At 44.0% G+C, this 21818-nt stretch carries 21 protein-coding genes and 1 tRNA gene; 19 read left to right on the top strand and 3 right to left on the bottom strand.

Annotated features, from left to right (window positions below):
* Nucleotides 1-12 precede the first annotated feature (12 nt).
* The 3 genes from RT034_RS08320 to RT034_RS08310 all read right to left on the bottom strand — a co-directional run bounded on the left by RT034_RS08320 (nt 13) and on the right by RT034_RS08310 (nt 2526).
* Nucleotides 13-345, bottom strand: a complete 333-nt coding sequence (locus RT034_RS08320; RefSeq protein ID WP_313015930.1) for a protein tyrosine phosphatase family protein — start codon at nt 343-345, stop codon at nt 13-15.
* A gap of 63 nt (nt 346-408) precedes the next feature.
* The gene (locus RT034_RS08315; protein ID WP_313015929.1) at nt 409-2124 is read right to left on the bottom strand and encodes a SulP family inorganic anion transporter; all 1716 of its coding nucleotides are present in this window, start codon (nt 2122-2124) and stop codon (nt 409-411) included.
* Nucleotides 2125-2217: 93 nt separating this feature from the next.
* Nucleotides 2218-2526 carry an ArsR/SmtB family transcription factor gene (locus tag RT034_RS08310; RefSeq protein WP_257619619.1) on the bottom strand — a complete coding sequence of 103 codons (309 nt, stop codon included), beginning with the start codon at nt 2524-2526 and terminating at the stop codon, nt 2218-2220.
* Nucleotides 2527-2810: 284 nt separating this feature from the next.
* On the opposite strand from RT034_RS08310, the gene RT034_RS08305 reads away from it, so the two are divergent.
* The 19 genes from RT034_RS08305 to rpoB all read left to right on the top strand — a co-directional run bounded on the left by RT034_RS08305 (nt 2811) and on the right by rpoB (nt 21768).
* Nucleotides 2811-3692, top strand: a complete 882-nt coding sequence (locus RT034_RS08305; protein WP_313015928.1) for an MBL fold metallo-hydrolase — start codon at nt 2811-2813, stop codon at nt 3690-3692.
* A gap of 18 nt (nt 3693-3710) precedes the next feature.
* Nucleotides 3711-4154: a YgaP family membrane protein gene (locus RT034_RS08300; protein WP_313015926.1), complete on the top strand. Its 444-nt coding sequence runs from the start codon at nt 3711-3713 to the stop codon at nt 4152-4154.
* A gap of 129 nt (nt 4155-4283) precedes the next feature.
* Entirely contained in the window at nt 4284-4928 is a 645-nt protein-coding gene (locus RT034_RS08295; RefSeq protein WP_313015923.1) for a phosphoribosylanthranilate isomerase, read from the top strand.
* Between the two features lie 89 nt (nt 4929-5017).
* Nucleotides 5018-5770, top strand: coding sequence for an SDR family NAD(P)-dependent oxidoreductase (locus RT034_RS08290; RefSeq protein WP_313015921.1), 753 nt, complete (start codon nt 5018-5020; stop codon nt 5768-5770).
* Nucleotides 5771-5786: 16 nt separating this feature from the next.
* Nucleotides 5787-7013 (top strand): tryptophan synthase subunit beta, encoded by a 1227-nt coding sequence (gene trpB / locus RT034_RS08285; RefSeq protein WP_313015918.1) that lies wholly within the window; start codon nt 5787-5789, stop codon nt 7011-7013.
* 87 nt (nt 7014-7100) lie between these two features.
* Nucleotides 7101-7694: a hypothetical protein gene (locus RT034_RS08280; protein WP_313015916.1), complete on the top strand. Its 594-nt coding sequence runs from the start codon at nt 7101-7103 to the stop codon at nt 7692-7694.
* Nucleotides 7695-7731: 37 nt separating this feature from the next.
* Nucleotides 7732-8550: a tryptophan synthase subunit alpha gene (gene trpA / locus RT034_RS08275; RefSeq protein ID WP_313015913.1), complete on the top strand. Its 819-nt coding sequence runs from the start codon at nt 7732-7734 to the stop codon at nt 8548-8550.
* 148 nt (nt 8551-8698) lie between these two features.
* Nucleotides 8699-9604 (top strand): acetyl-CoA carboxylase, carboxyltransferase subunit beta, encoded by a 906-nt coding sequence (gene accD, locus RT034_RS08270; protein ID WP_313015910.1) that lies wholly within the window; start codon nt 8699-8701, stop codon nt 9602-9604.
* A 24-nt stretch (nt 9605-9628) separates the two neighbouring features.
* Nucleotides 9629-10978 carry a bifunctional tetrahydrofolate synthase/dihydrofolate synthase gene (folC, locus tag RT034_RS08265; RefSeq protein ID WP_313015908.1) on the top strand — a complete coding sequence of 450 codons (1350 nt, stop codon included), beginning with the start codon at nt 9629-9631 and terminating at the stop codon, nt 10976-10978.
* Nucleotides 10979-11140: 162 nt separating this feature from the next.
* On the top strand, nt 11141-12493 hold the full coding sequence (locus RT034_RS08260) for an SPOR and LysM peptidoglycan-binding domain-containing protein (protein WP_313015906.1): 1353 nt from the start codon (nt 11141-11143) through the stop codon (nt 12491-12493).
* A gap of 171 nt (nt 12494-12664) precedes the next feature.
* Nucleotides 12665-13177: a DUF2726 domain-containing protein gene (locus RT034_RS08255; RefSeq protein WP_227716727.1), complete on the top strand. Its 513-nt coding sequence runs from the start codon at nt 12665-12667 to the stop codon at nt 13175-13177.
* Nucleotides 13178-13250: 73 nt separating this feature from the next.
* Nucleotides 13251-13326, top strand: a tRNA-Trp gene (locus RT034_RS08250).
* A gap of 73 nt (nt 13327-13399) precedes the next feature.
* A complete protein-coding gene (gene secE, locus RT034_RS08245) occupies nt 13400-13867 on the top strand; it encodes a preprotein translocase subunit SecE (protein ID WP_313015903.1) in 468 nt (155 codons plus the stop codon).
* A gap of 139 nt (nt 13868-14006) precedes the next feature.
* Nucleotides 14007-14537: a transcription termination/antitermination protein NusG gene (gene nusG / locus RT034_RS08240; RefSeq protein WP_007116399.1), complete on the top strand. Its 531-nt coding sequence runs from the start codon at nt 14007-14009 to the stop codon at nt 14535-14537.
* A 215-nt stretch (nt 14538-14752) separates the two neighbouring features.
* Entirely contained in the window at nt 14753-15184 is a 432-nt protein-coding gene (gene rplK / locus RT034_RS08235) for a 50S ribosomal protein L11 (protein ID WP_007116398.1), read from the top strand.
* A complete protein-coding gene (rplA, locus tag RT034_RS08230) occupies nt 15185-15883 on the top strand; it encodes a 50S ribosomal protein L1 (protein WP_138018877.1) in 699 nt (232 codons plus the stop codon). It begins immediately after the preceding gene.
* 278 nt (nt 15884-16161) lie between these two features.
* On the top strand, nt 16162-16671 hold the full coding sequence (gene rplJ, locus RT034_RS08225; protein ID WP_007116396.1) for a 50S ribosomal protein L10: 510 nt from the start codon (nt 16162-16164) through the stop codon (nt 16669-16671).
* A gap of 69 nt (nt 16672-16740) precedes the next feature.
* A complete protein-coding gene (gene rplL, locus RT034_RS08220; protein ID WP_007116395.1) occupies nt 16741-17112 on the top strand; it encodes a 50S ribosomal protein L7/L12 in 372 nt (123 codons plus the stop codon).
* Nucleotides 17113-17649: 537 nt separating this feature from the next.
* Nucleotides 17650-21768, top strand: coding sequence for a DNA-directed RNA polymerase subunit beta (gene rpoB / locus RT034_RS08215; RefSeq protein WP_313015899.1), 4119 nt, complete (start codon nt 17650-17652; stop codon nt 21766-21768).
* Nucleotides 21769-21818 lie beyond the last annotated feature (50 nt).

Below are 21818 nucleotides of genomic sequence, written 5' to 3'. Positions count from 1 at the left end.
CACTAAAAAGGATTAGTCGTCTAGCAAATCAAGCTGTTTGGCAGACTGAAATAACACGTTTGAGCGGTTGCCCGAACGACAGAACATAAACACCGGTTTTTCTGCTTGATTAAAAATCTCGGCAAACTGCTCAACTTGCTCACGGGTTAATTGACCACCAACGACCGGTAGATAATGATAGGCGAGCCCTGCTTGCTGTGCTTTAGTAGCGATATCCGTTTGCAGCGGTTGGTTGGGTTCTTCGCCATCGGGGCGGTTGTTGATGATGGTTTTAAAGCCCTGCGCGCCGATTTTGTCAACTTGCTCAGGTTGAATTTGACCATAAAAAACAGTATTGTTTGGCATGTTGTGTTTCCTTATAAAGTTAGCGTTGATTATTCATGTTTTTACTGACTACGACAAGTATATTTATTGGGTTAATTGTTTAACCGCTTGTTGCGTACTTAAAAATACCTTGCCTGTTATTTTTTGAATCACATCGGTTTTTTCAATCACATCCATCACAGGCCCTTTGACTTCCGAAAAATGTAGGGTGATAGCTTGAGCTGCCAAATTTTGGTTTAGATTGATGAGCATATCTTGTGCCGTCAAATCGATGTGATTGACTGCCGATAACATCAGTACCAGATTTTTAGTCTGTGAATGACTGGCAATCGCTTGCTCAATAAAGTGTAGTACGGACTGGGCATTACCATAAAACAGGCTTTCATCAATACGAATGATCAACAAATCATCAAACTGCGTCACTGCATGGCGTGCAACATTACGAAAATGCCCGGTATCACCAATTTGACCCACAATCGCGATATGCGGATGGCTGGTTTGCCAAATCAGGCCTGCAAAGGAGGCTAACAGCCCCGCCACCAAGCCAACATTTAGCCCAAACAATAACACACCTGTGAGTGCCACGCCAAATGCCAGCGCATCGAGTTTGTCATAGCGCAGCGCTTGCTTGAGCGTTTGCACATCAATCATACTGATAATCACTGACATGATCGTAGCACCCAATATGGCATAGGGAAGTGGCTCTAAAGTTTGGCTAAAAAACAGCAATACCAATGTCATCACCAGTACCGATAACATACTGGCAAGGGGACTTTGCGCGCCCGCATCGACATTTACCGCGGTGCGTGAGAAGCCACCGACAATGGTAAACGACTGAAAAAATGCACCTGCTATATTTGCAAAGCCCAAGCCTTTAAGTTCCAGATTAGCATCGTAAGCTTCATGGCGTTGTCGGGCAAATGAGCTGGCAACCGAGTTGCTAGAGACAAACGCAATCAGCGCCATTAATCCGGCTGCAGGTAATAAATTAATGAGTTCAACGGGCGAAATCTGGTAAAACGGCAGCACAAAATGCGGCAAACCACTGGGTACATCCGCCACCGTGCGAATACCTATAGCGGCAAAGTTGCCAAATTGACTGGCGATAATACCGATTGCCAGCACCGCAAGGGGTAACATACGCGTGATGACCTCAATGACTCTGTCAGCCAATAAAGGTTTGAGCCAAGTTTTAAGATAATAGCGGTTGATAATAAGTACGGTGAATGCCGCAACACCGACCATCAAGGTGGGCACGTGCAACTCACGGCGGTGAAACAAAAAAGTTTCAACATTCTCTAGCAGTGAATTGCCACTGATCGCGATACCCGTCACATATTTGATTTGCCCGACCAAAATCAAAATCGCCGCACCACTAATAAACCCTGCCGTCACGCCACGGCTAATAAACTGGGTAATCCAGCCGAGCCGAAACACGCTTGCTAGCCACAATAGTGCCCCTGTTATCAGCGCCAAAAACGACGCCATAATGGCATAATGCATGGGCGGTAATTCATTATAGGGCTGCAGCGCTTGTGCGGTCATAATCGCCGTAATCGCCACAGGACCGACGGCATTGACCGAGCTTGCGCCAATCCACGCATACACCAGTACCGGCACAATCGCTGAGTATAACCCATATACAGGGGGCAACCCTGACAGCATGGCATAACCCAAACTTTGCGGAATCACCAAAATACCCACGATAACACCCGCCAACAAATCTTGACTGAGATTTGCCTTGTTATAGTGCGTTACCCAGTGGGGTAATCGTCGCAAGTTGGCTAAATGTAATGGCAAGGTGGTTATCCCGATACAGTGGTTATTCCAATAAGTTAGCGTCCGATAAATTAGCTTCCAATAAACTAGCAGACTGGTTGGCTTTAGATTTAATTATTTTGTCTGACAAAAGCGATCATACAGTACATTGAGAATTGCCAAGGCATCGTCACTGGCGACTGAATAATAGATTTGTTTGCCTTCGCGGCGGGTGTTGACCAAACCATCTTTACGCAAAATCCCCAATTGCTGCGACAGACTTGGTTGACCCAGTCCCACTTTCTCTTCAAGCTGGCTCACACAATGCTCACCTTGCGTCAATTGACACAGCAGCATCAAGCGGTCAGGATGAGATAATGACTTTAACAACTGGCTGGCTTTTCCTGCAGCAGCGTGCATTTGATCGAGCATGGTTGCATCCATCGACACAGGCGCATCGGACTGCAGTTCGGCAATTTCAGACATGACTTTTCCCCCAAGGTGTTTTGATGGCTGATACTAATTGCTGCTACCATCAAACTTATCACATAATTTTAAAATCAATAAACGTTTGCGCAATACAATATATTTAAAAACATATTATAAAATAATATAATGAATTGAGCAATGCCTTGCAATGCGGCTATTATACAAAAGTATAAAGTGTTTTTTCAGTTGAAATTGCCATAAAGATATGCCAAAAGCGTTTTTAGATAATAGGAAAACTTATGAACATTCATTCTTTTTTAGACAAAGACACTGACACTTTTACCCACGTTCTAGTCGATACAGCTAGCAAACACTGTGCCATCATCGACCCAGTATTGGATTTTGACCTAGCCGCCGGCAACATTAGCTACGACAATGCCAATAGCGTCATTGGGTTTGTCAAATCACAAGGGTTGACCTTGGACTATATCATCGAAACCCACGCCCATGCCGATCATTTATCGTCCGCGCCTTATATCAAAGCGCAATTAGGCGGTAAAATAGTGATGGGTAAATATATCGAAAACGTGCAAAAAATCTTTAAAACCATTTTTAACTTTGACGACCTAGCCACCGATGCCAGTCAATTTGATATTTTGACTGAGGAAGGCAGCGAGTTAACACTGGGTGATTTGAGCATTACCGCCATGCATGTACCGGGTCATACCCCAGCCGATATGGCATATAAAGTGAGGGATAAAAGCGGAGACAAAGAAAAAATTGCGGTATTCGTCGGTGATACTATTTTTGCCCCTGATGTCGGCTCTGCACGCTGTGACTTTCCCCATGGTAGTGCTGAGGATTTGTATGACTCGATTCAGCGTTTATTAGCCTTGCCCGATGATACCCTGCTGTATCTTTGCCATGATTACCCACCCAAGGGCGGGCGTGAGCATATCGCAACGGTTTGTGTCGGTGAGCAAAAATTACGCAACATTCATGTCAAACAAGGCACGCCTAAAGCAGAATTTGTACGAATGCGTAACCAACGTGACAAAACACTTGCAATGCCACGTTTGATTTTGCCATCGGTACAAGTTAACATCAATGCAGGTGAATTGCCAAAACCAGAAGACAATGGCGTTCGCTACCTTAAAGTTCCCTTAAATCAATTATCATAATATAAGGAAGAATAATAAATGAAAACCAATGTGGGCAACAAAGAACGAGTCGTGCGTGTTGTGGCAGGTCTAGCTTTACTAAAATCAGCGAAAAGCAAAAAGATGAAAATGCTTGGCTTAATACCCTTAGTATCGGGTGCGACGGGTCATTGTCCTTGTTATAGCATGCTCGGCATCAACACCGCCAAATCAGCAGCAGATAGCAAAAAGCACTCTAAAGCGCAATCAAGAGACCATGCAAAAGATAGCGCTGATGACAAAAGCACAGTGATTGACAGTGTCATGCAAACAGCTGAAACCTTAAAAGAAACAGTTCAAGAAAAAAAAGAAACAGTTCAAGAAAAAGCAGCCACGCTTAAAGAGACTGCTCAGGAAAAAATAGAAGAACTTGCAGACGCTAAGAAAGCTGACGATGCAGACAAAGCGGAAAAGTCAGAACAATCAGAAAAAAAAGAGGCTTAATCTAGGCGGCTTTAATTTAAGCGAATGTGACATTCGTTATAGCCTAATAAAAGACTGAGAAAAGGCATCCGTTTGGGTGCCTTTTTTCGTTATACTAGCTTTTATCATTTTCAAGACAAACACAACTCAATGAAAAATACAGCGGTCAAATTTTGTGGCTTTACCCAACTTGAAGATATTACAAATGCGGTCAATCTTGGCATCGATGCGGTGGGTTTTGTATTTTATGAGCCAAGTCCGCGAGCGGTGACCCCTCAGCAAGCCTGTGATCTTGCCAAAGCGGTGCCTGCGTTTACCACGGTGGTGGCATTGGTGGTCAATATGCCCGAGCAAGAACTGGTTTATCTATCGCATCACGTGCCGTTTGATATCGTGCAGTTTCACGGTGATGAATCGCCGCAAGAATGCAAGCTGATGGCAGATAGAATCAATAAACGCTGGATAAAGGCATTACGAATCAGCCATGATGACACCACGGAGACGATTGTCACCCAAATCCAAGAACTTAAAGACTTTGGGGCGTGTAGCGTGCTACTTGATGCCTATCATCCCGATAAATTTGGCGGAACGGGCGATAGTTTTGATTGGGATAAAATCCCTAAAAACTCGCCGTTACCGATTATTTTGGCGGGGGGACTCACTGCAGATAATGTCGGCGAGGCGATTGCCAAAACCAATGTGTACGGCGTGGATGTGAGTGGGGGGATTGAGTCAGCAAAAGGGATTAAAAATTCGGCGAAAATGCAAAAATTTATTGAACAAACTCGCAAATAAATCCTGTAAGGATAAAGATTGCTTTTCAAATAAATTGGTATATACTAACGTACTAGTATAATAGAACATGAAAAATGATAGGGGATACAATGAATATCTTGGTCACAGGCGTAACCGCAGGATTTGGCAAGGCAATTGCCGAATTACTCATTTCAAAAGGTCATACCGTCATCGGCACTGGTAGACGCCAAGAAAAATTGGATGAACTAAAGAGCCAACTGGGTGACAACTTTATCCCGCTAAACTTTGACGTATCGGACTTGCCCGCCACCAAAACCGCGCTACAAACTTTGCCAAGCGATGTACTCAATAACCTAGATGTGCTAGTCAATAACGCAGGATTGGCACTGGGACTTGAACCCGCGGATAAAACAGACTTTGCCGATTGGCAACAAATGGTCAATACCAATATTCTAGGCTTGATTCATTTAACCCATGAAATTTTACCTCTCATGGTCGCCAACAACGACGGCTACATTATTAATTTAAGCTCAACCGCAGGCAATTATCCGTATTTTGGTGGTAATGTGTATGGCGCGACCAAAGCCTTTGTGACTCAGTTTAGCCTAAACTTGCGTGCCGATTTGGTTGGTAAAAATATCCGTGTCAGTAATATCGAGCCAGGACTATGTGGTGGCACAGAGTTTAGCAATATTCGTTTTCATGGCGATGACGCCAAAGCCGCGCAAGTTTATGACAGCGTGCAATATGTCACCCCACAAGATATCGCCAATATGGTGGCATGGCTGATTGAACAGCCCAAACACGTCAATATCAACCGTATTGAAGTCATGCCTACCGCACAAACCTTTGCAGGTTTAAAAGTCGTTAAAGATTTATAAAATTAGAGAGAAAATAATGAACATTCAAAATCCAACTGAAGTAAAAGACTTTAATCAATACCCAGATGCCAGCGGACATTTTGGCATTCATGGGGGACGCTTTGTCTCTGAAACCCTGATGGCGGCACTGGAACAACTTGAGCATATCTATAACACTGCCAAAGCCAACCCCGAATTTTGGAAAGCTTTTCAAGACGACTTGGTCAATTATGTCGGCAGACCAACGCCACTTTATCATGCCAAGCGCCTAAGTGATGATATCGGTGGCGCGCAGATTTATCTTAAACGTGAAGACTTAAACCACACAGGCGCTCACAAAGTCAACAACACCATCGGTCAAGCCTTGCTTGCCAAAATGGTCGGCAAAAAACGCATCATTGCCGAGACAGGCGCAGGGCAACATGGCGTAGCAACTGCCACCATCGCGGCGCGTCTGGGCTTAGAGTGCGTGGTGTATATGGGCGCAGATGATGTCGAACGCCAAGCCATGAACGTGTATCGTATGCGTTTGCTTGGGGCAACAGTGGTACCCGTCACATCGGGCACTCGCACGCTCAAAGACGCCATGAACGAAGCCATGCGTGACTGGGTCACCAATGTCGATAGCACTTATTATGTCATTGGTACCGTCGCAGGCCCGCACCCATATCCCATGCTGGTACGTGACTTTCAAGCCATTATCGGCAAAGAAGCCAAACTACAACACTACCAAAAAACAGGCAAACTGCCCGATGCGTTAGTCGCTTGTGTCGGTGGCGGTAGTAATGCCATCGGACTGTTTTATGACTTTTTAAATGATAAAGACGTCAAAATGTATGGTATCGAAGCCGGCGGCGATGGGGTCGAGACAGGCAACCATGCTGCACCACTTACCGTCGGTCGAGTGGGCGTATTACACGGCAACCGCACGTATTTGATGGCGGATGATGATGGGCAGATTTTGGGCACCCATTCGATTTCAGCAGGGCTTGATTATCCTGGCGTGGGTCCTGAGCATAGTTTCTTAAAAGATATCGACCGTGTGCAGTATGTACCTTGTACCGATGAAGAAGCGATGGTTGGCTTTCGTGAATGTACCCAAAAAGAAGGCATTATTCCTGCATTAGAAAGCTCGCACGCCATTGCGTATGCGTTGAAACTTGCCAAAACCATGAGCAAAGACCAGTCGATTATTGTCAATCTGTCGGGCCGTGGGGATAAAGATTTGCATACCGTCATGAAACGGGATGGGATTGAGATTTGATTGATAATCTGCTCAATTGGAATGGCTTAAATTCACTATGTTTTACATTTAGGGTTGTGAGAGATAAAGTTTAACGAATTAATATGGATGATGATAAATAATACTGAAATGCAACTGCCAACTAATAGCTACAAAATAATTTATTATTTGTACATGGCTTTTGCTTTTTACTTTCTCATCGGTATTTATGCCAATTCTCACGAAGGCATTTGGGAGATTTTATACCAACTTAGTTTTAGTATGGTTTTTCTTTCAATAATAGTAGCTACCTATTTTATATTTCAAAAAATGCGACAAGGGAATGATAGTGTTTTAGCCGATATTAGAAGTGACATTCTAGTCATCATATTTTTGGCAATTATATTATTTCTTGGTTCATTTGAATTTAAACAAAGCTTTTATGCTGTTTTTGAGCCCACCAAAACAGCGATGGCCGATGAATACACAACCCAAATCAAAGACTATCGTGGGACGAAACAGTATTATTTGTTTTTTGATGATAAAGAAAATCCAAACTCTTGCGATAGTCATATACAAAAGTGCAAATATCAATATAAAGTGAGAATCAATAGTGGCACTTATCAACAGATAAACAATAAACAGCAAATCTCAAAAGACAATCCTTTGAAAATATTCTATAAGCCGAAAGCTGAGATTTTAATGAAATGGGAAGCTATTTAAACTTCCCAATAAATTTACGCTAATATTAGGAAAACCTATGACCCGAATTGAAACCACCTTTAACACATTGCGAGAGCAAAACAAAAAAGCTTTAATTCCTTATGTGATGGCAGGCGACCCAAACTCAAGTGTTACCGTCAGCTTACTGCATGAACTCGTTGACCACGGCGCAGACATCATCGAAGTTGGCTTGCCATTTTCTGACCCCATGGCAGACGGTGAAACTATCGCGCTAGCAGGCGAGCGCGCATTGGCAGGTGGCACCAGTACACGCCAAGCGATTGAGATGGTAAAAGCGTTTCGTAAAACCAACACCACCACGCCAGTGCTAGTCATGGGCTATCTGAATCCGATTGAAATCATCGGTTATGACAAGTTTATTAGCCTTTGTCAAGATGCAGGGATTGATGGTGTTTTGATGGTTGATTTACCGCCGCAAGAAGCGGGCGATTTTACCCAAAAACTCGCCAATTCCGCGATGAACGAGATCTTTTTACTTGCGCCAACCACCTTGCCAGAACGCCGTGAGCAAGTGCTAAAACATGGCGGTGGTTTTATCTATTATGTATCGGTCAAAGGCGTGACAGGCTCAAAAGCATTGGATGCACAAGATGTGGGCGAACACGTCCAAGCGATTAAAGCACAAACTGCTTTGCCTGTGTGTGTTGGCTTTGGTATTCGTGATGGTGAATCAGCCAAAGCAGTCGGACAATATGCCGATGGTGTGATTGTCGGTAGTGAGCTAGTGAAAAACTTTGCGGATGTGGGCAATGATGAACAAAAAATCGCCCATGCCAAAAAAGCTATCTTAGATAAAATGGATGAGCTAAGAGAAGCGATTGATAGTCTTGAGTGATAGAATGGTTTGAGGTATTTGAGGTTAATCATTTCATTTATTGCTAAAATCAGTTAGCATACGCATTATAAAATGAGTTTGTACTTGTACACTCAAACAACTACTATTCAATGGCACTCTTAAATTGCACTGTTAATAGGGACTTATTATGAGCACTGATATGAAGCCTCAACCGATGGGACAGACACTGGAAGAAACTTGGTTAAAACGCCCATTACCCACCATCAAGCCGCGTGCCAAGCAAATACTGACGGCGGTTGAGACCGAACCATCGACTCAATGTCCCAACTGTAATTCAATCATCACCAATACGGCGCTGATTTTTAATAATTACGTGTGCCCATCGTGTGATGAACATCTTAGCATGACCGCCCGCAAGCGTCTGAACTGGTTTTTTGACCAAGTCGATGATGAGCTAGGGCAGCAGTACCAAGCAGGCAATCCCTTAGACTTTGTCGATAGCAAACCTTATCCAACACGGATGACCGAAGCGCAAGCCAAGACGGGCGAAACCGAAGCGCTTATCGTCATGAAAGGCAAACTCCAGCGGCTACCCGTGGTGGCTTGTGCGTTTGATTTTGCTTTTATGGGTGGCTCAATGGGTTCTGTGGTAGGCGATCGATTTGTGCTCGCTGCCGAGACGGCGCTCAAAGAACAAATCCCGCTAGTGTGTTTTGCCGCATCGGGTGGCGCTCGTATGCAAGAAGGCTTGTTATCACTCATGCAGATGGCGCGTACTGCCGCAGCGATTGAGAAACTCAAACACGCCAATATTCCTTATATTGTGGTGCTGACCAATCCTGTGTATGGCGGCGTGACGGCATCACTTGCGATGTTAGGCGATATCCATTTGGCGGAGCCCAAAGCCATGATTGGTTTTGCCGGCAAACGGGTGATTGAACAAACCGTCCGCGAGGTGCTGGGAGAGCCCTTTCAGCGCGCTGAGTTTTTGGTAGAGCATGGTGTGGTCGATCAAGTGGTCCATCGTCTACAAATGAAAGAAACAATTCATCGCTTACTCAAAAAAATGACCTATTTTCGTCAGGCTCACTAATTCATTATTATCACGGTTTTATCCATGCAACAGTCAAGCTTACCCGCCGCACCCTCACCATCTCCATTGCCGCCTAGCGTTTCAAGCTCGTTAACCGAGTGGCTAAACTATATGCAAGGCATCCATGTGTCCGCGATTGATATGGGGCTTGAGCGGGTGATGCCCGTATTTCAAGCATTGGGTATAAAGCAAACCGATGCCTTTGTATTTACTGTGGCAGGCACCAATGGCAAAGGCTCAACCACCGCCACTATTGCCGAGATCTGTCAACAAGCAGGCTATAAAACCGCTTTATATCAATCGCCGCATTTACTGGTGTTTAACGAGCGTGTCAGAATCAATGGAGAAATGGTCGATGACCAAACTTTGATTGATGCGTTTGCCAAAATCGAGCAGGCGAGATTGGATTGTGGGTTGACGCTGTCATTTTTTGAAATGACGACGCTTGCCGCGTTTTTAATTTTTGCCCAAAACCACTGTGATGTCTGGGTATTGGAAGTGGGCTTAGGCGGTCGCCTCGATGTCGTCAATGTCATCGAGCCAAACCTTGCGGTGATTACCAATGTGGGTATCGACCATGTCGAATGGCTCGGCGACACCCGTGAAAAAATCGCGGTAGAAAAAGCCGGTATTTTGCGTGATAACCTGACATTGGTGTATGGCGAAACCGATATGCCATCGACCATCCCCCCCTTGATTGCACAGCACCATGCCCATTTGCTACAGTATGGCAAAGATTATGGCTACCGTCATACTGAGGCGGCAGTGACATGGCAATATAGCAATAGCGCGGTGACCTTATCCTTGCCTATGCCCAATTTGTCTTTGCACAATACCGCAACGGCTATCACCGCGCTCTTAGCTAGCCCATTAACCATAACCCAAGACCACATCCAAGCTGCGTTACCGAAGGTAAAATTGGCTGGGCGTTTTGACAGCAGACGCATGTCAGCTCGCCAGTGGGTGTTTGACGTTGCCCACAATGAGCATGGGATGCAGTTTTTGCTCAAACAGTTGACGCCGTATGTGCATGCTTACCAACGCCAGCATCCAACCGCCAAATTGCATTTGGTCATATCCATGCTCGCTGATAAAGACATCGAGCCGGTGCTCGCGCAGCTACAGCAATTCTCCCAGACGGTGATGCCGATTGACAGTGTTCACAGCGGCGTTATATCTCACCCTAGAGCCAGTAGTCAAGAACGCTTAACTGAGCTGTTACCACGCTATTTTAATGCTGTGTCTATTTTTGAGGATTTGAATTTGGCAACCCAATCGGTGATTGAACACAGCCAAGAGAATGACCTGATTTTGGTGTGTGGTTCTTTTTATACCATCAGCGGTGTACTGACCAGCCAATCACTCAGTGAATAACGAATTTGTGCGTCAAATGATTTTACTTTTCAAAATTTTCAGTTAATATCTCAATAATGGTGAAAACTGCTAACGCGAATTTTGCTATGATTAGTCAAAATTCGTTGATTTTTATAGGTTGAAAAAATCATTTATCAAGACACATAAACTAGGGTAATTGGCATGAAATTTTCTAAGCAAGCATTATTGGGTACAACGGTATTGTTAGGCGGTAGCGTGTTGTTATATGCCACTATGCACCAAGTCTTGACCGCGCCTGCCAAACCTGCAGCCAATAGCCAACAAGTTATCGCTAAACCCACGACAGATAAACAATCAGCAATCAGCAATGAACCACTCACCGCCGATATCGCAACCGAAAAAAATTTACTGGCGCAAAAACAAAAAGAACGCGAGCAACGGGTCGCTGCGCAAGAACAACAAGCCCAGCAATATATGACCGAGCAACAGCGGATTGAAGCCGAAGCTTTAGCGCGTAGCCGTGCTGAAAATCAACTGTATGCCAACAAAAATGCCGCCAATACCAATTCGGTGGTTGCCAGCTCAGTGACCGTGATTACCCAACCTGTAGTAAAGCCCCGACCCGTTGACACGGTCGCCGCACCACCACAAACGCAAGCTGCAGTACCCAATAGCGTGCAAAATACCGCACAGTCCCAAAGTGCTGCGCAAACTCGAAGCGCTACGCAAACTAAGGAACAAGCAGCTACGCCAAAGCCCACAGTGGCAGCACCCGTCGCCGCACAGCCGCAGCCCGTGGCAAAAACCATCCCTAGTAATCCTGGCACCTATCAAGTTAAGGCAGGCGATGGGTTGATAGGGTTATCACGTCGCTACAATGTGCCAGTCGACGTATTGGCAAGCGTCAATAATCTCAACACAACCAGCAATTTACGTGTCGGGCAAACTATCACCATCCCGACTGCGGCACAAGTCAACCGTATCACCCAGCAAGCCCAAGCGCGAGAGCAACAACGTCAAAATGACATTGCCCGCAAAAAGCAAGAAGCTGAACAAAAAAAGCAACAGGCGCTACTGCAGCAGCAGCAAGAAGTCGCCCGTAAAAAACAAGAAGCCGCGCAAAAAGAGCAGCAAAAACAGCAAGAAATCGCTCGCAAAAAGCAAGAAGCGCAGTTAAAAGAGCAGTTAAAAGAGCAAAAACGTCAACAAGAAATCGCGCAGAAAAAACTAGAAGCTCAGCAACAAGCACAGAAAAAACAAGCATTCCAAGCGGCACAAGACAATTTAAGGCAGGCGCGTCAGACAGTGAAACAAACGGATGCCAAAGGTACGTTTGGGGTACAAGTCGCATTGGCAACCGACGAGAAAAAAGCCAATGAAATCACCCAAAAATTACAAGCGGCAGGCTACAAAGTCAAAACCACCCAAACGAGTAAAGGGGTACGTATTGTCGTAGGTCCAGAAAAAGGCAAAGTCGCTGCCTTGGCGCTCAAAGACAAGCTCAATAACGATAGCCGCGTGGATGTCAATAGTGGCTGGGTGCTTTACTGGTAAGCCTATTTAACCTTTTAAAGTTAAAGCCAAATTATCCAAACAATGCGAAACCATCTAAATAATGCGACATTTTGTGTCGCGTTATTTATTTATGCGCTTGTGAAAATCACCCAATAGGGGAATAATGCTGCCTTGTGGTAGTTATCCTGTTGATAAAAGTGTGTGATTAGTGTGACAATTTTTTTAGTGTTAGCGTTTGTGGTGTTTATCCTGTTAGTATTTGCATTTCGTAGTAGTGGTAGTAGCCGTGAAGAGGTTATTAAGCCAGTTCGGGGAGATGAATTAGCGGTATGGCCGTTTGAGCCGATGCCGATTATGACACCGACCGAAGTGATATTTTTTAATCGCTTGCAGCAAGCGGTGCCTGAGCTGATTATTTTTGGGCAAGTACAGCTATCACGTATTATCATGCCAAATGACGATGACGATACTGACCAAGGCTTTTGGTTTAATCGTATTTGCCGTATGAGTGTTGACTATGTGCTGGTCGATCAAGACAAGCAAACCGTACTATTGGCAATTGAATTAGACGACTGGACGCACAACACTCGCCGCCGTCAGCAGCAAGATGAAAAAAAAGACAAAGCGCTGTTGAGCGCAGGCATTTCGATATTACGAATCGATGGCGAAGCCATGCCGGACGCTGCGCTTTTACGCCGTAAAATCTTAGCAGTGATAGGGTAAGATTAAAATCGCAAAAAACTATAGAAAGTGTTGCATTCAAAAAAAAACTCGCTATAATACTCAAACTCAACATAGGCGATTAGTTCAATTGGTAGAGCGTCGGTCTCCAAAACCGAATGTTGGGGGTTCGAGTCCCTCATCGCCTGCCACATTTTAGTTAGTTTAGCGTATACGCTTTATTCTAATAATAAAATACGTTTTAATGATAGACAGGGCAGCCTTATGAAACAAATGCTAGAGAAAAAACTAGCAGAGCTCAATGGCAAAAGGATGTCTGGTGAAAAAGTGGTTGTCCACCAACCTGCCGCTATTGAGATTGCCAAACGACACTCCCCTAAAGATTTTGCCCTGTGGATTTTTGCTTTTGTTGCATTAATCAGTGCAACTTTAGTCAATCAATATTTACCCGCATATTGGCAACCCGCTAGCAATTTATGGACGCGAGTGGCTGTTATTGCTGGACTAATCATTGCTGCATTATTGGCACTGGCATTGACCAACCAAGGCAGTGCTTTTAAAACACTGTTGCAAGATTCTCGCGTTGAATTGCGCCGTGTGACTTGGCCGAGCAAACAAGAAACCCTTGAATACACTTGGCAAGTTGCAGTAGTGGCTGGGATATTAGCCTTTATTGTGTGGTTATTAGATACCGTATTTAGCCAGTTGATTCAATACGTCATTGGTCAATAGCAAAAATTTAGCCAAACCCTTTTATTTGACCCACATCTGTGGGTTTTTATCTATCTAGCAATATCAATATTTTACCTGCATTGCTCATATTTGGTATAGTAGGCGATGTGTTTAGCAATGAATTAGAGGAAGATTATCCATGCGTTGGTATATCGTACAAGCATTTTCAGGCTTTGAAAAACAAGTGCAGCGTTCATTGATTGAACGTATCAATCGCAGCGAATACAAAGAATCGTTTGGTCAAGTACTCGTCCCAACCGAAGAAGTTATCGAAATGCGGGATGGCAAAAAACGCAAATCTGAGCGTAAATTCTTCCCAGGTTACGTATTGATTGAAATGGATATGAACGACAATACATGGCACTTAGTTAAAGACTGTCCACGTGTGATGGGCTTTATTGGCGGTACGCCAGAAAATCCTGCGCCGATTACCCCAAAAGAAGCCGATACCATTTTAAATCGTTTAAATACCAACGAAAACAAACCACGTCCAAAAACCTTGTTTGAGCCAGGTGAAGAGGTGTTGGTCATCGATGGTCCGTTTACCGAGTTTAGAGGCTTGGTAGAAAAAGTGGATTACGAAAAATCGCGCTTACAGTTGACCGTCAATGTCTTTAACCGTCCAACCCCGGTTGAGCTGGAGTTTAAACAAGTAGAAAAAATTAACTAATTTTTGATAGCTTTTCTTATTTATGGGTTTTTGGCCCTAAAATTGTAACTAAGTGCCAAATTTAGCAATTTTTGCTTTACCTCGGTAAAAATTCGCTTATAATATGGCACTTTATTTTTTTCTGTTGTCTGCAAGATTGACAATATCACCCGGGGAGCCAGATAGCCATTCGATGAGTGGGTATCTAGCGCTATTACCCATAACAGGAGTCTATCATGGCTAAAAAGATTGATGGTTACATCAAACTACAAGTGCCAGCTGGTAAAGCTAATCCATCACCACCTATCGGTCCAGCATTGGGTCAAAAAGGTGTGAACATCATGGCATTCTGTAAAGAGTTCAACGCAGCTACTTCTAGCATGGAACCAGGTCTACCTGTTCCTGTTGAAATCACGGTTTACAACGACAAATCGTTCACCTTCATCATGAAGTCACCACCAGCTGCGTTCTTAATTCGCAAAGCTGCAGGTGCTGCTAAAGGTTCAGGCGTACCGAACAAAACTAAAGTAGGTAAAGTCAACCGCGCACAGTTAGAAGAAATTGCTAACACTAAAAATGCTGACTTAACTGCTGCTGACTTAGAATCTGCGGTTCGCACATTGGCGGGTACTGCTCGCTCAATGGGTATTGACGTGGAGGGCGTGTAAATGGCTAAATTAACTAAACGTCAAAAAGCAATCGCTGAAAGCTATGATGCGAACAAACAATACACATTGGCTGAAGCGGTGGAAATTCTAAACAAATTGCCACCAGCAAAATTCAAAGAGTCAATCGATATTGCTATCAATCTAGGCGTTGACCCACGTAAATCTGACCAAGTGGTTCGTGGTGCTACTAACCTGCCTGCAGGTACCGGTAAAACCAAACGCGTTGCCGTGTTTGCACAAGGTGCAGCAGCGGATGCAGCAAAAGAAGCGGGTGCTGATATCGTAGGTTTTGAAGACCTAGCAGAAAGCATCAAAGCGGGTAACATGGACTTTGATGTTGTGATTGCGTCTCCCGATGCAATGCGCGTTGTTGGTCAATTAGGTACAATTTTAGGTCCACGTGGTTTAATGCCAAACCCTAAAGTAGGTACAGTTACCCCTAACGTTGCTGAAGCGGTTAAAAACACCAAAGCGGGTCAGGCAACTTACCGTGTTGATAAAGCGGGTATTATCCATACCACGATTGGTCAAGTAGGTTTTAGTGCTGAACAAATCGAGCAAAATGCGTCTGCATTAATCGCTGATTTGAAAAAAGCAAAACCTGCGACCTCAAAAGGTATCTATATTAAAAAAATCACCTTATCAAGCACGATGGGCCCTGGTATCAACTTAGATCCAGTACCTTATCGTAATGCTTAAGCTATCACGCTTGATGGTAGATTTTAATATATTTTAAATTTAGTTCAGCACAAACGGGTTGTGCTGTCTAAGACCGTAGGTTCTATTGGTTTAATCGTAAATAGTTTAATTGTGAAAGTTTTTCACAGCCTACGCAGACGGGATGGCAGTTTAATTTTATCATTGACTGCCACCGTATCGGAGTGATAATAAGTTGTACTTTAACTTATTATATTAACTAGGTTTATTGGTGCCCTAAGTTAATCATAACTAGGAAACTGATAATATGGAGACAACCCATGGCATTAAATCTTCAAGACAAACAAGCGATTGTTGCTGAAGTAAGTGAATCTGCCAAAGGTGCCCTTTCTGCTGTTGTTGCCGATGCTCGTGGCGTGACAGTAGGTAAAATGACCCAACTGCGTAAAGAAGCTCGTGCAGCGGGTGTTGATATGCGTATCGTGCGTAATACTTTATTACGTCGTGCGTTAGAAGACACTAACTACACTGTGTTAAATGACGTATTTGTAGGTCCAACACTTATCGCATTCTCAACTGAACATCCAGGTGCTGCGGCACGTTTGTTCAAAGAATTTGCTAAAACAAACGATAAGTTTGAAATTAAAGGTGCAGCTTTTGAAGGCGAGTTTATCGCTGCTAAAGATATCGATCGTTTAGCAAGCTTACCAACTTACGACGAAGCGATTGCGCGCTTAATGGGTACGATGAAAGAAGCCGCTGCAGGCAAATTTGTTCGTACTTTGGCAGCATTACGCGACAAAATGCAAGGCGAAGGCGAAGCCGCTTAATTTATTTAAGCAAACTTACCTACGCTTAGCATTTTTTAAACCAAATTCACTTATTTAGGAACACACATCATGGCATTAACTAACCAAGAAATTCTTGATGCAATCGCTGAAAAATCAGTAATGGAAATTGTAGATCTTATCTCTGCAATGGAAGAAAAATTTGGCGTATCAGCCGCTGCACTAGCAGCAGCACCTGCAGCTGCCGGTGACGCGCCTGCAGCAGAAGAAAAAGACGACTTCACCGTTGTATTAACTGGCGCTGGCGACAAGAAAGTAGCTGTTATTAAAGCAGTTCGCGAAATCACTGGCTTGGGCTTAAAAGAAGCTAAAGACCTAGTTGAAGGCGCACCACAAACAGTTAAAGAAGGCGTAGCGAAAGCTGAAGCTGAAGAATTGAAGAAAAAATTAGAAGAAGCAGGCGCATCAGTAGAATTGAAATAATTCTCGCACTTAAGTTCTCTAACCTTCAAAAAGCCATTATTGCACTTGCAATAATGGCTTTTTTTTATTATAATCATTCTCTTGACCTTTCGTGTCTGATTGAACATAAGATGGCACACGCACCAAGGACAGAATTGTTCCATGCAAGTTAGAAAGTCTGGTAATGCGTAAAAAACTTTAGCTAAATACCCCAAAGGTGTTTGGCTTTTTGTCGTCTCTACAGTTTTTGTTTGTATCGATTTTATATTATATTGCCGATTAGGTTATCCATGCTGTGATGATTAACTTATTCGCTGATTTAGCAAGGTTTTAAGATTTCCGTTAGGAAGTTGGATTTAAATTGGTGACTTAAGACGTTAGGGATTGGGTCATCAAATCTTTTAAAAATAGATTCCATCGTCAATAAATGCGCAAAAAGTTTAATTTCCCAACAGGAAATTTGGTGATTTGTGACTTTATCAGTGCACGGCAGTATGAGTGCACTGAAGTATTGATAGATGGGTAGGCATTAACGCTTTGAATGTTTAAGGACTTTTAATGGCATACTCGTATACTGAAAAAAAACGCATTCGTAAAAGTTTTGCAAAGTTGCCCACCGTCATGGACGTGCCATACTTATTGGCTATCCAAGTTGACTCGTATGAGCAATTTTTGCAAGAAAATAAAAAGCCAAAAGGTCGGGAAAACATTGGTTTACAAGCCGCTTTTAATTCTATTTTCCCTATTGAAAGCCATACTGGCAATGCCGAGCTACAATTTGTTGAATACTATCTAGGTACACCAGAGTTTGATGTGCGCGAATGTATTTTACGTGGTTCAACCTATGCAGCGCCATTACGTGTCAAAATCCGTTTGGTCATCAAAGACAAAGATGTTAAAGACAAAGATGCTAAAGCGGCAATTAAAGATATCCGTGAACAAAGCGTCTATATGGGTGAAATCCCATTGATGACCGAAAACGGTACTTTTGTGATTAATGGTACTGAGCGTGTCATCGTATCGCAATTACACCGTTCACCAGGGGTATTCTTTGACCATGACAAAGGCAAATCACATTCAAGTGGTAAAGTGCTGTATAACGCCCGTATTATTCCTTACCGTGGTTCATGGTTAGACTTTGAATTTGATGCCAAAGACTTGGTATTTGCTCGTATTGACCGCCGCCGTAAATTATTGGCAACAGTGATTTTGCATGCCATTGGGATGAATACACAGCAAATTTTAGATGCATTTTATGAAAAAACCCACGTGTATAAGGGTGATGAGCAATTTGAAATCGATCTTGTCACTGATCGTTTACGCGGTGAAATGGCGCAGTTTGAAATCGTTTCACCTGATGGCGAAGTGATTGTCGAACAGGGCAAACGTATCAACGCGCGCGCGATCCGTAAAATTGAACAAGCCGGTATGACTAAATTGCCTGTGCCTGATGAATACTTGTATGAACGTATTTTGGCACAAGATATCGTCGTGGATGATGAAGTTATTGCACGCGCTAACCAATTGCTCGATCACGAGACTTTGGTCAAAATCAGCAATAACGATATTAAAGAATTTGATATTTTATTCACTAACGATATCGACCATGGTTCATACATTGCCGATACACTGCGCGCGGATACCGCGATGAGCCGTGAAGAAGCGCTGATTGAAATCTACAAAGTGATGCGCCCAGGTGAGCCACCAACACTCGATACGGCTGAAAAACTGTTTGAATCGATGTTCTTTAACGCAGACCGCTATGACTTATCAAACGTCGGTCGCATGAAGTTTAACCGTCGTTTGGGCCGTGCCTATGAGCCAACCAATGACCCTGATGTGCAACGTGAACGCAGTGTGTTGACTAACGAAGATATTATTGATGTATTAAAAATGTTGATTGAAATTCGTGATGGTCGTGGGGTAGTGGACGATATTGACCATTTAGGTAACCGCCGTGTCCGTTCAGTCGGTGAGATGACAGAAAATCAATTTCGCGTGGGTCTAGTCCGTGTTGAGCGTGCGGTTAAAGAGCGTTTAAGCTCAGCTGAAACAGATAACTTATCGCCACAAGATTTGATCAACTCAAAACCTGTGGCAGCCGCCATTAAAGAGTTCTTCGGTTCATCACAATTGTCACAGTTCATGGACCAAAACAACCCATTGTCAGAAATCACCCATAAGCGTCGTGTTTCTGCATTAGGTCCAGGTGGTTTAACCCGTGAACGTGCAGGCTTTGAAGTCCGTGACGTACACCAAACCCATTATGGTCGTGTATGTCCGATTGAAACCCCTGAGGGTCCAAACATCGGTCTCATTAACTCATTAGCCGTCTATGCTAAAACCAATGAATTTGGTTTCTTAGAAACTCCTTATCGTAAAGTAGTTGACGGTAAAGTGACGGATGAAATCGAATATCTATCAGCGATTGAAGAAGTAGGTACTGTGATTGCACAAGCGGATTCGCCGATTGATGAAAACGGTCAGTTGACAGAAGATTATGTCTCTGTGCGTAACTATGGTGAATTTGTGCGTATGGCACCAGAGAAAGTGACCCATATGGACGTATCACCACGTCAGGTTGTGTCTGTGGCAGCAAGTTTGATTCCATTCTTGGAACATGACGATGCCAACCGTGCTTTGATGGGTTCAAACATGCAGCGCCAAGCGGTACCCACTTTACGTTCTGACAAACCACTGGTTGGTACGGGTATGGAACGTCACGTTGCCCGTGACTCAGGCGTGTGTGTGACTGCCAAACGTGGCGGCGTCATTATGGACGTGGATGCGAGCCGTGTCGTTGTAAAAGTGAATGAAGATGAAATGCAAGCGGGCGAAGCGGGCATTGATATCTACAACTTAATCAAATACACCCGTTCAAACCAAAACACCTGTATCAACCAACGCATTATCGTCAACCAAGGTGATGTCATTGCGCGTGGGGATATATTGGCAGATGGTCCATCAACCGATTTGGGTGAGTTGGCATTGGGTCAAAACATGCGTGTGGCGTTCATGCCTTGGAACGGTTACAACTTCGAAGACTCGATTTTGTTATCTGAGCGTGTGGTTAAAGAAGATCGTTTTACCACCATTCATATCCAAGAATTGACCTGTGTGGCGCGTGATACCAAATTGGGTACAGAAGAAATCACTGCCGATATTCCAAACGTGGGTGAAGCAGCCCTAGCTAATCTAGATGAAGCAGGTATTGTCTATATTGGTGCGGAAGTGCAAGGTGGCGATATCTTAGTGGGTAAAGTGACACCAAAAGGTGAAACCCAGCTCACCCCTGAAGAAAAACTGCTTCGTGCAATTTTTGGTGAAAAAGCCGCGGACGTTAAAGATACGTCGTTACGGGTGCCTTCTTCTACCAAAGGTACGGTGATTGACGTCCAAGTCTTTACCCGTGATGGCGTAGAAAAAGACAGCCGTGCGCAAGCTATCGAGAAAGCCCAGCTTGATAGCTATCGTAAAGACTTAAAAGAAGAATTGCGTATCTTTGAAAACGCCGCACGCGGTCGCATTATCTCATTGCTTGACGGTCAAACTGTCAGTGGTGGCGCGGGCTTAAAATCAGGTACGGTGTTGAGTGAAGACTCAATGCAAGACATGTCACTTGAAACATTGCTGGATATTCAGCCAACCCAAGAAGATACCGCAGAGCGTTTATCACAAATTGGTGACTTTTTAACCGATAAACAAAAAGAAATCGATGAAAAATTCACTGAGAAAAAACGCAAATTAACGGCAGGTGATGACTTAACGCATGGCGTTCAAAAAATCGTCAAAGTGTACTTGGCAGTAAAACGTCGTATTCAACCCGGTGACAAAATGGCAGGTCGTCATGGTAACAAAGGGGTGGTATCACGTATCATGCCGATTGAAGACATGCCATACGATGAAAACGGCAACCCAGTGGATGTGGTACTAAACCCACTAGGCGTACCATCGCGTATGAACGTCGGTCAGATTCTAGAAACCCACTTAGGCGGCGCAGCACGTGGTTTGGGTATCAAAATTGACGAGATGATCAAACAACAAGCGGCAGTTGCTGAGTTACGTGATTTCTTAGACAAAATCTATAACCAAATTGGCGGCGAACAAGTGGACTTGGGCAGCATCAGTGATGATGAAATCATTGTGATGTCAAAAAATCTACGGGCTGGCGTACCAATGGGTACCGCAGTATTTGATGGCGCTAAAGAACAGCAAATCAAAGGCTTGCTAGAATTAGCGGGTATGCCAACCTCGGGTCAGCAAGTATTGTTTGATGGCCGTACCGGTCAACAGTTTGATCGTCCGGTGACCGTAGGTTACATGTACATGCTCAAACTCAACCACTTGGTTGACGACAAAATGCACGCACGTTCAACAGGTTCTTACTCACTGGTTACCCAGCAGCCATTGGGTGGTAAAGCCCAGTTTGGTGGTCAGCGCTTCGGTGAGATGGAAGTTTGGGCGCTTGAAGCTTACGGTGCTGCTTATACATTGCAAGAGATGTTGACGGTGAAATCCGATGACGTGGAAGGCCGTACCCGCATGTACAAAAACATCGTCGATGGTGAACAGAACATGTCAGCTGGTATGCCCGAATCGTTCAACGTATTGACCAAAGAGATTAAGTCATTGGGTATCAATATTGAGTTAAAAGATCATAGCAAAAGTAAAAACTAAGTCATGATTGTGAGTATGGCGGCTTTAATAACGTCGCCAGACTCAAACTC

Origin of the sequence: Moraxella sp. CTOTU48841 (genome assembly GCF_032061225.1) — a bacterium.
GTDB lineage: Bacteria > Pseudomonadota > Gammaproteobacteria > Pseudomonadales > Moraxellaceae > Faucicola > Faucicola cinerea.
Note: the sequence above shows the minus strand (reverse complement) of the source record. Positions and strands in the feature narration are given on the sequence as shown.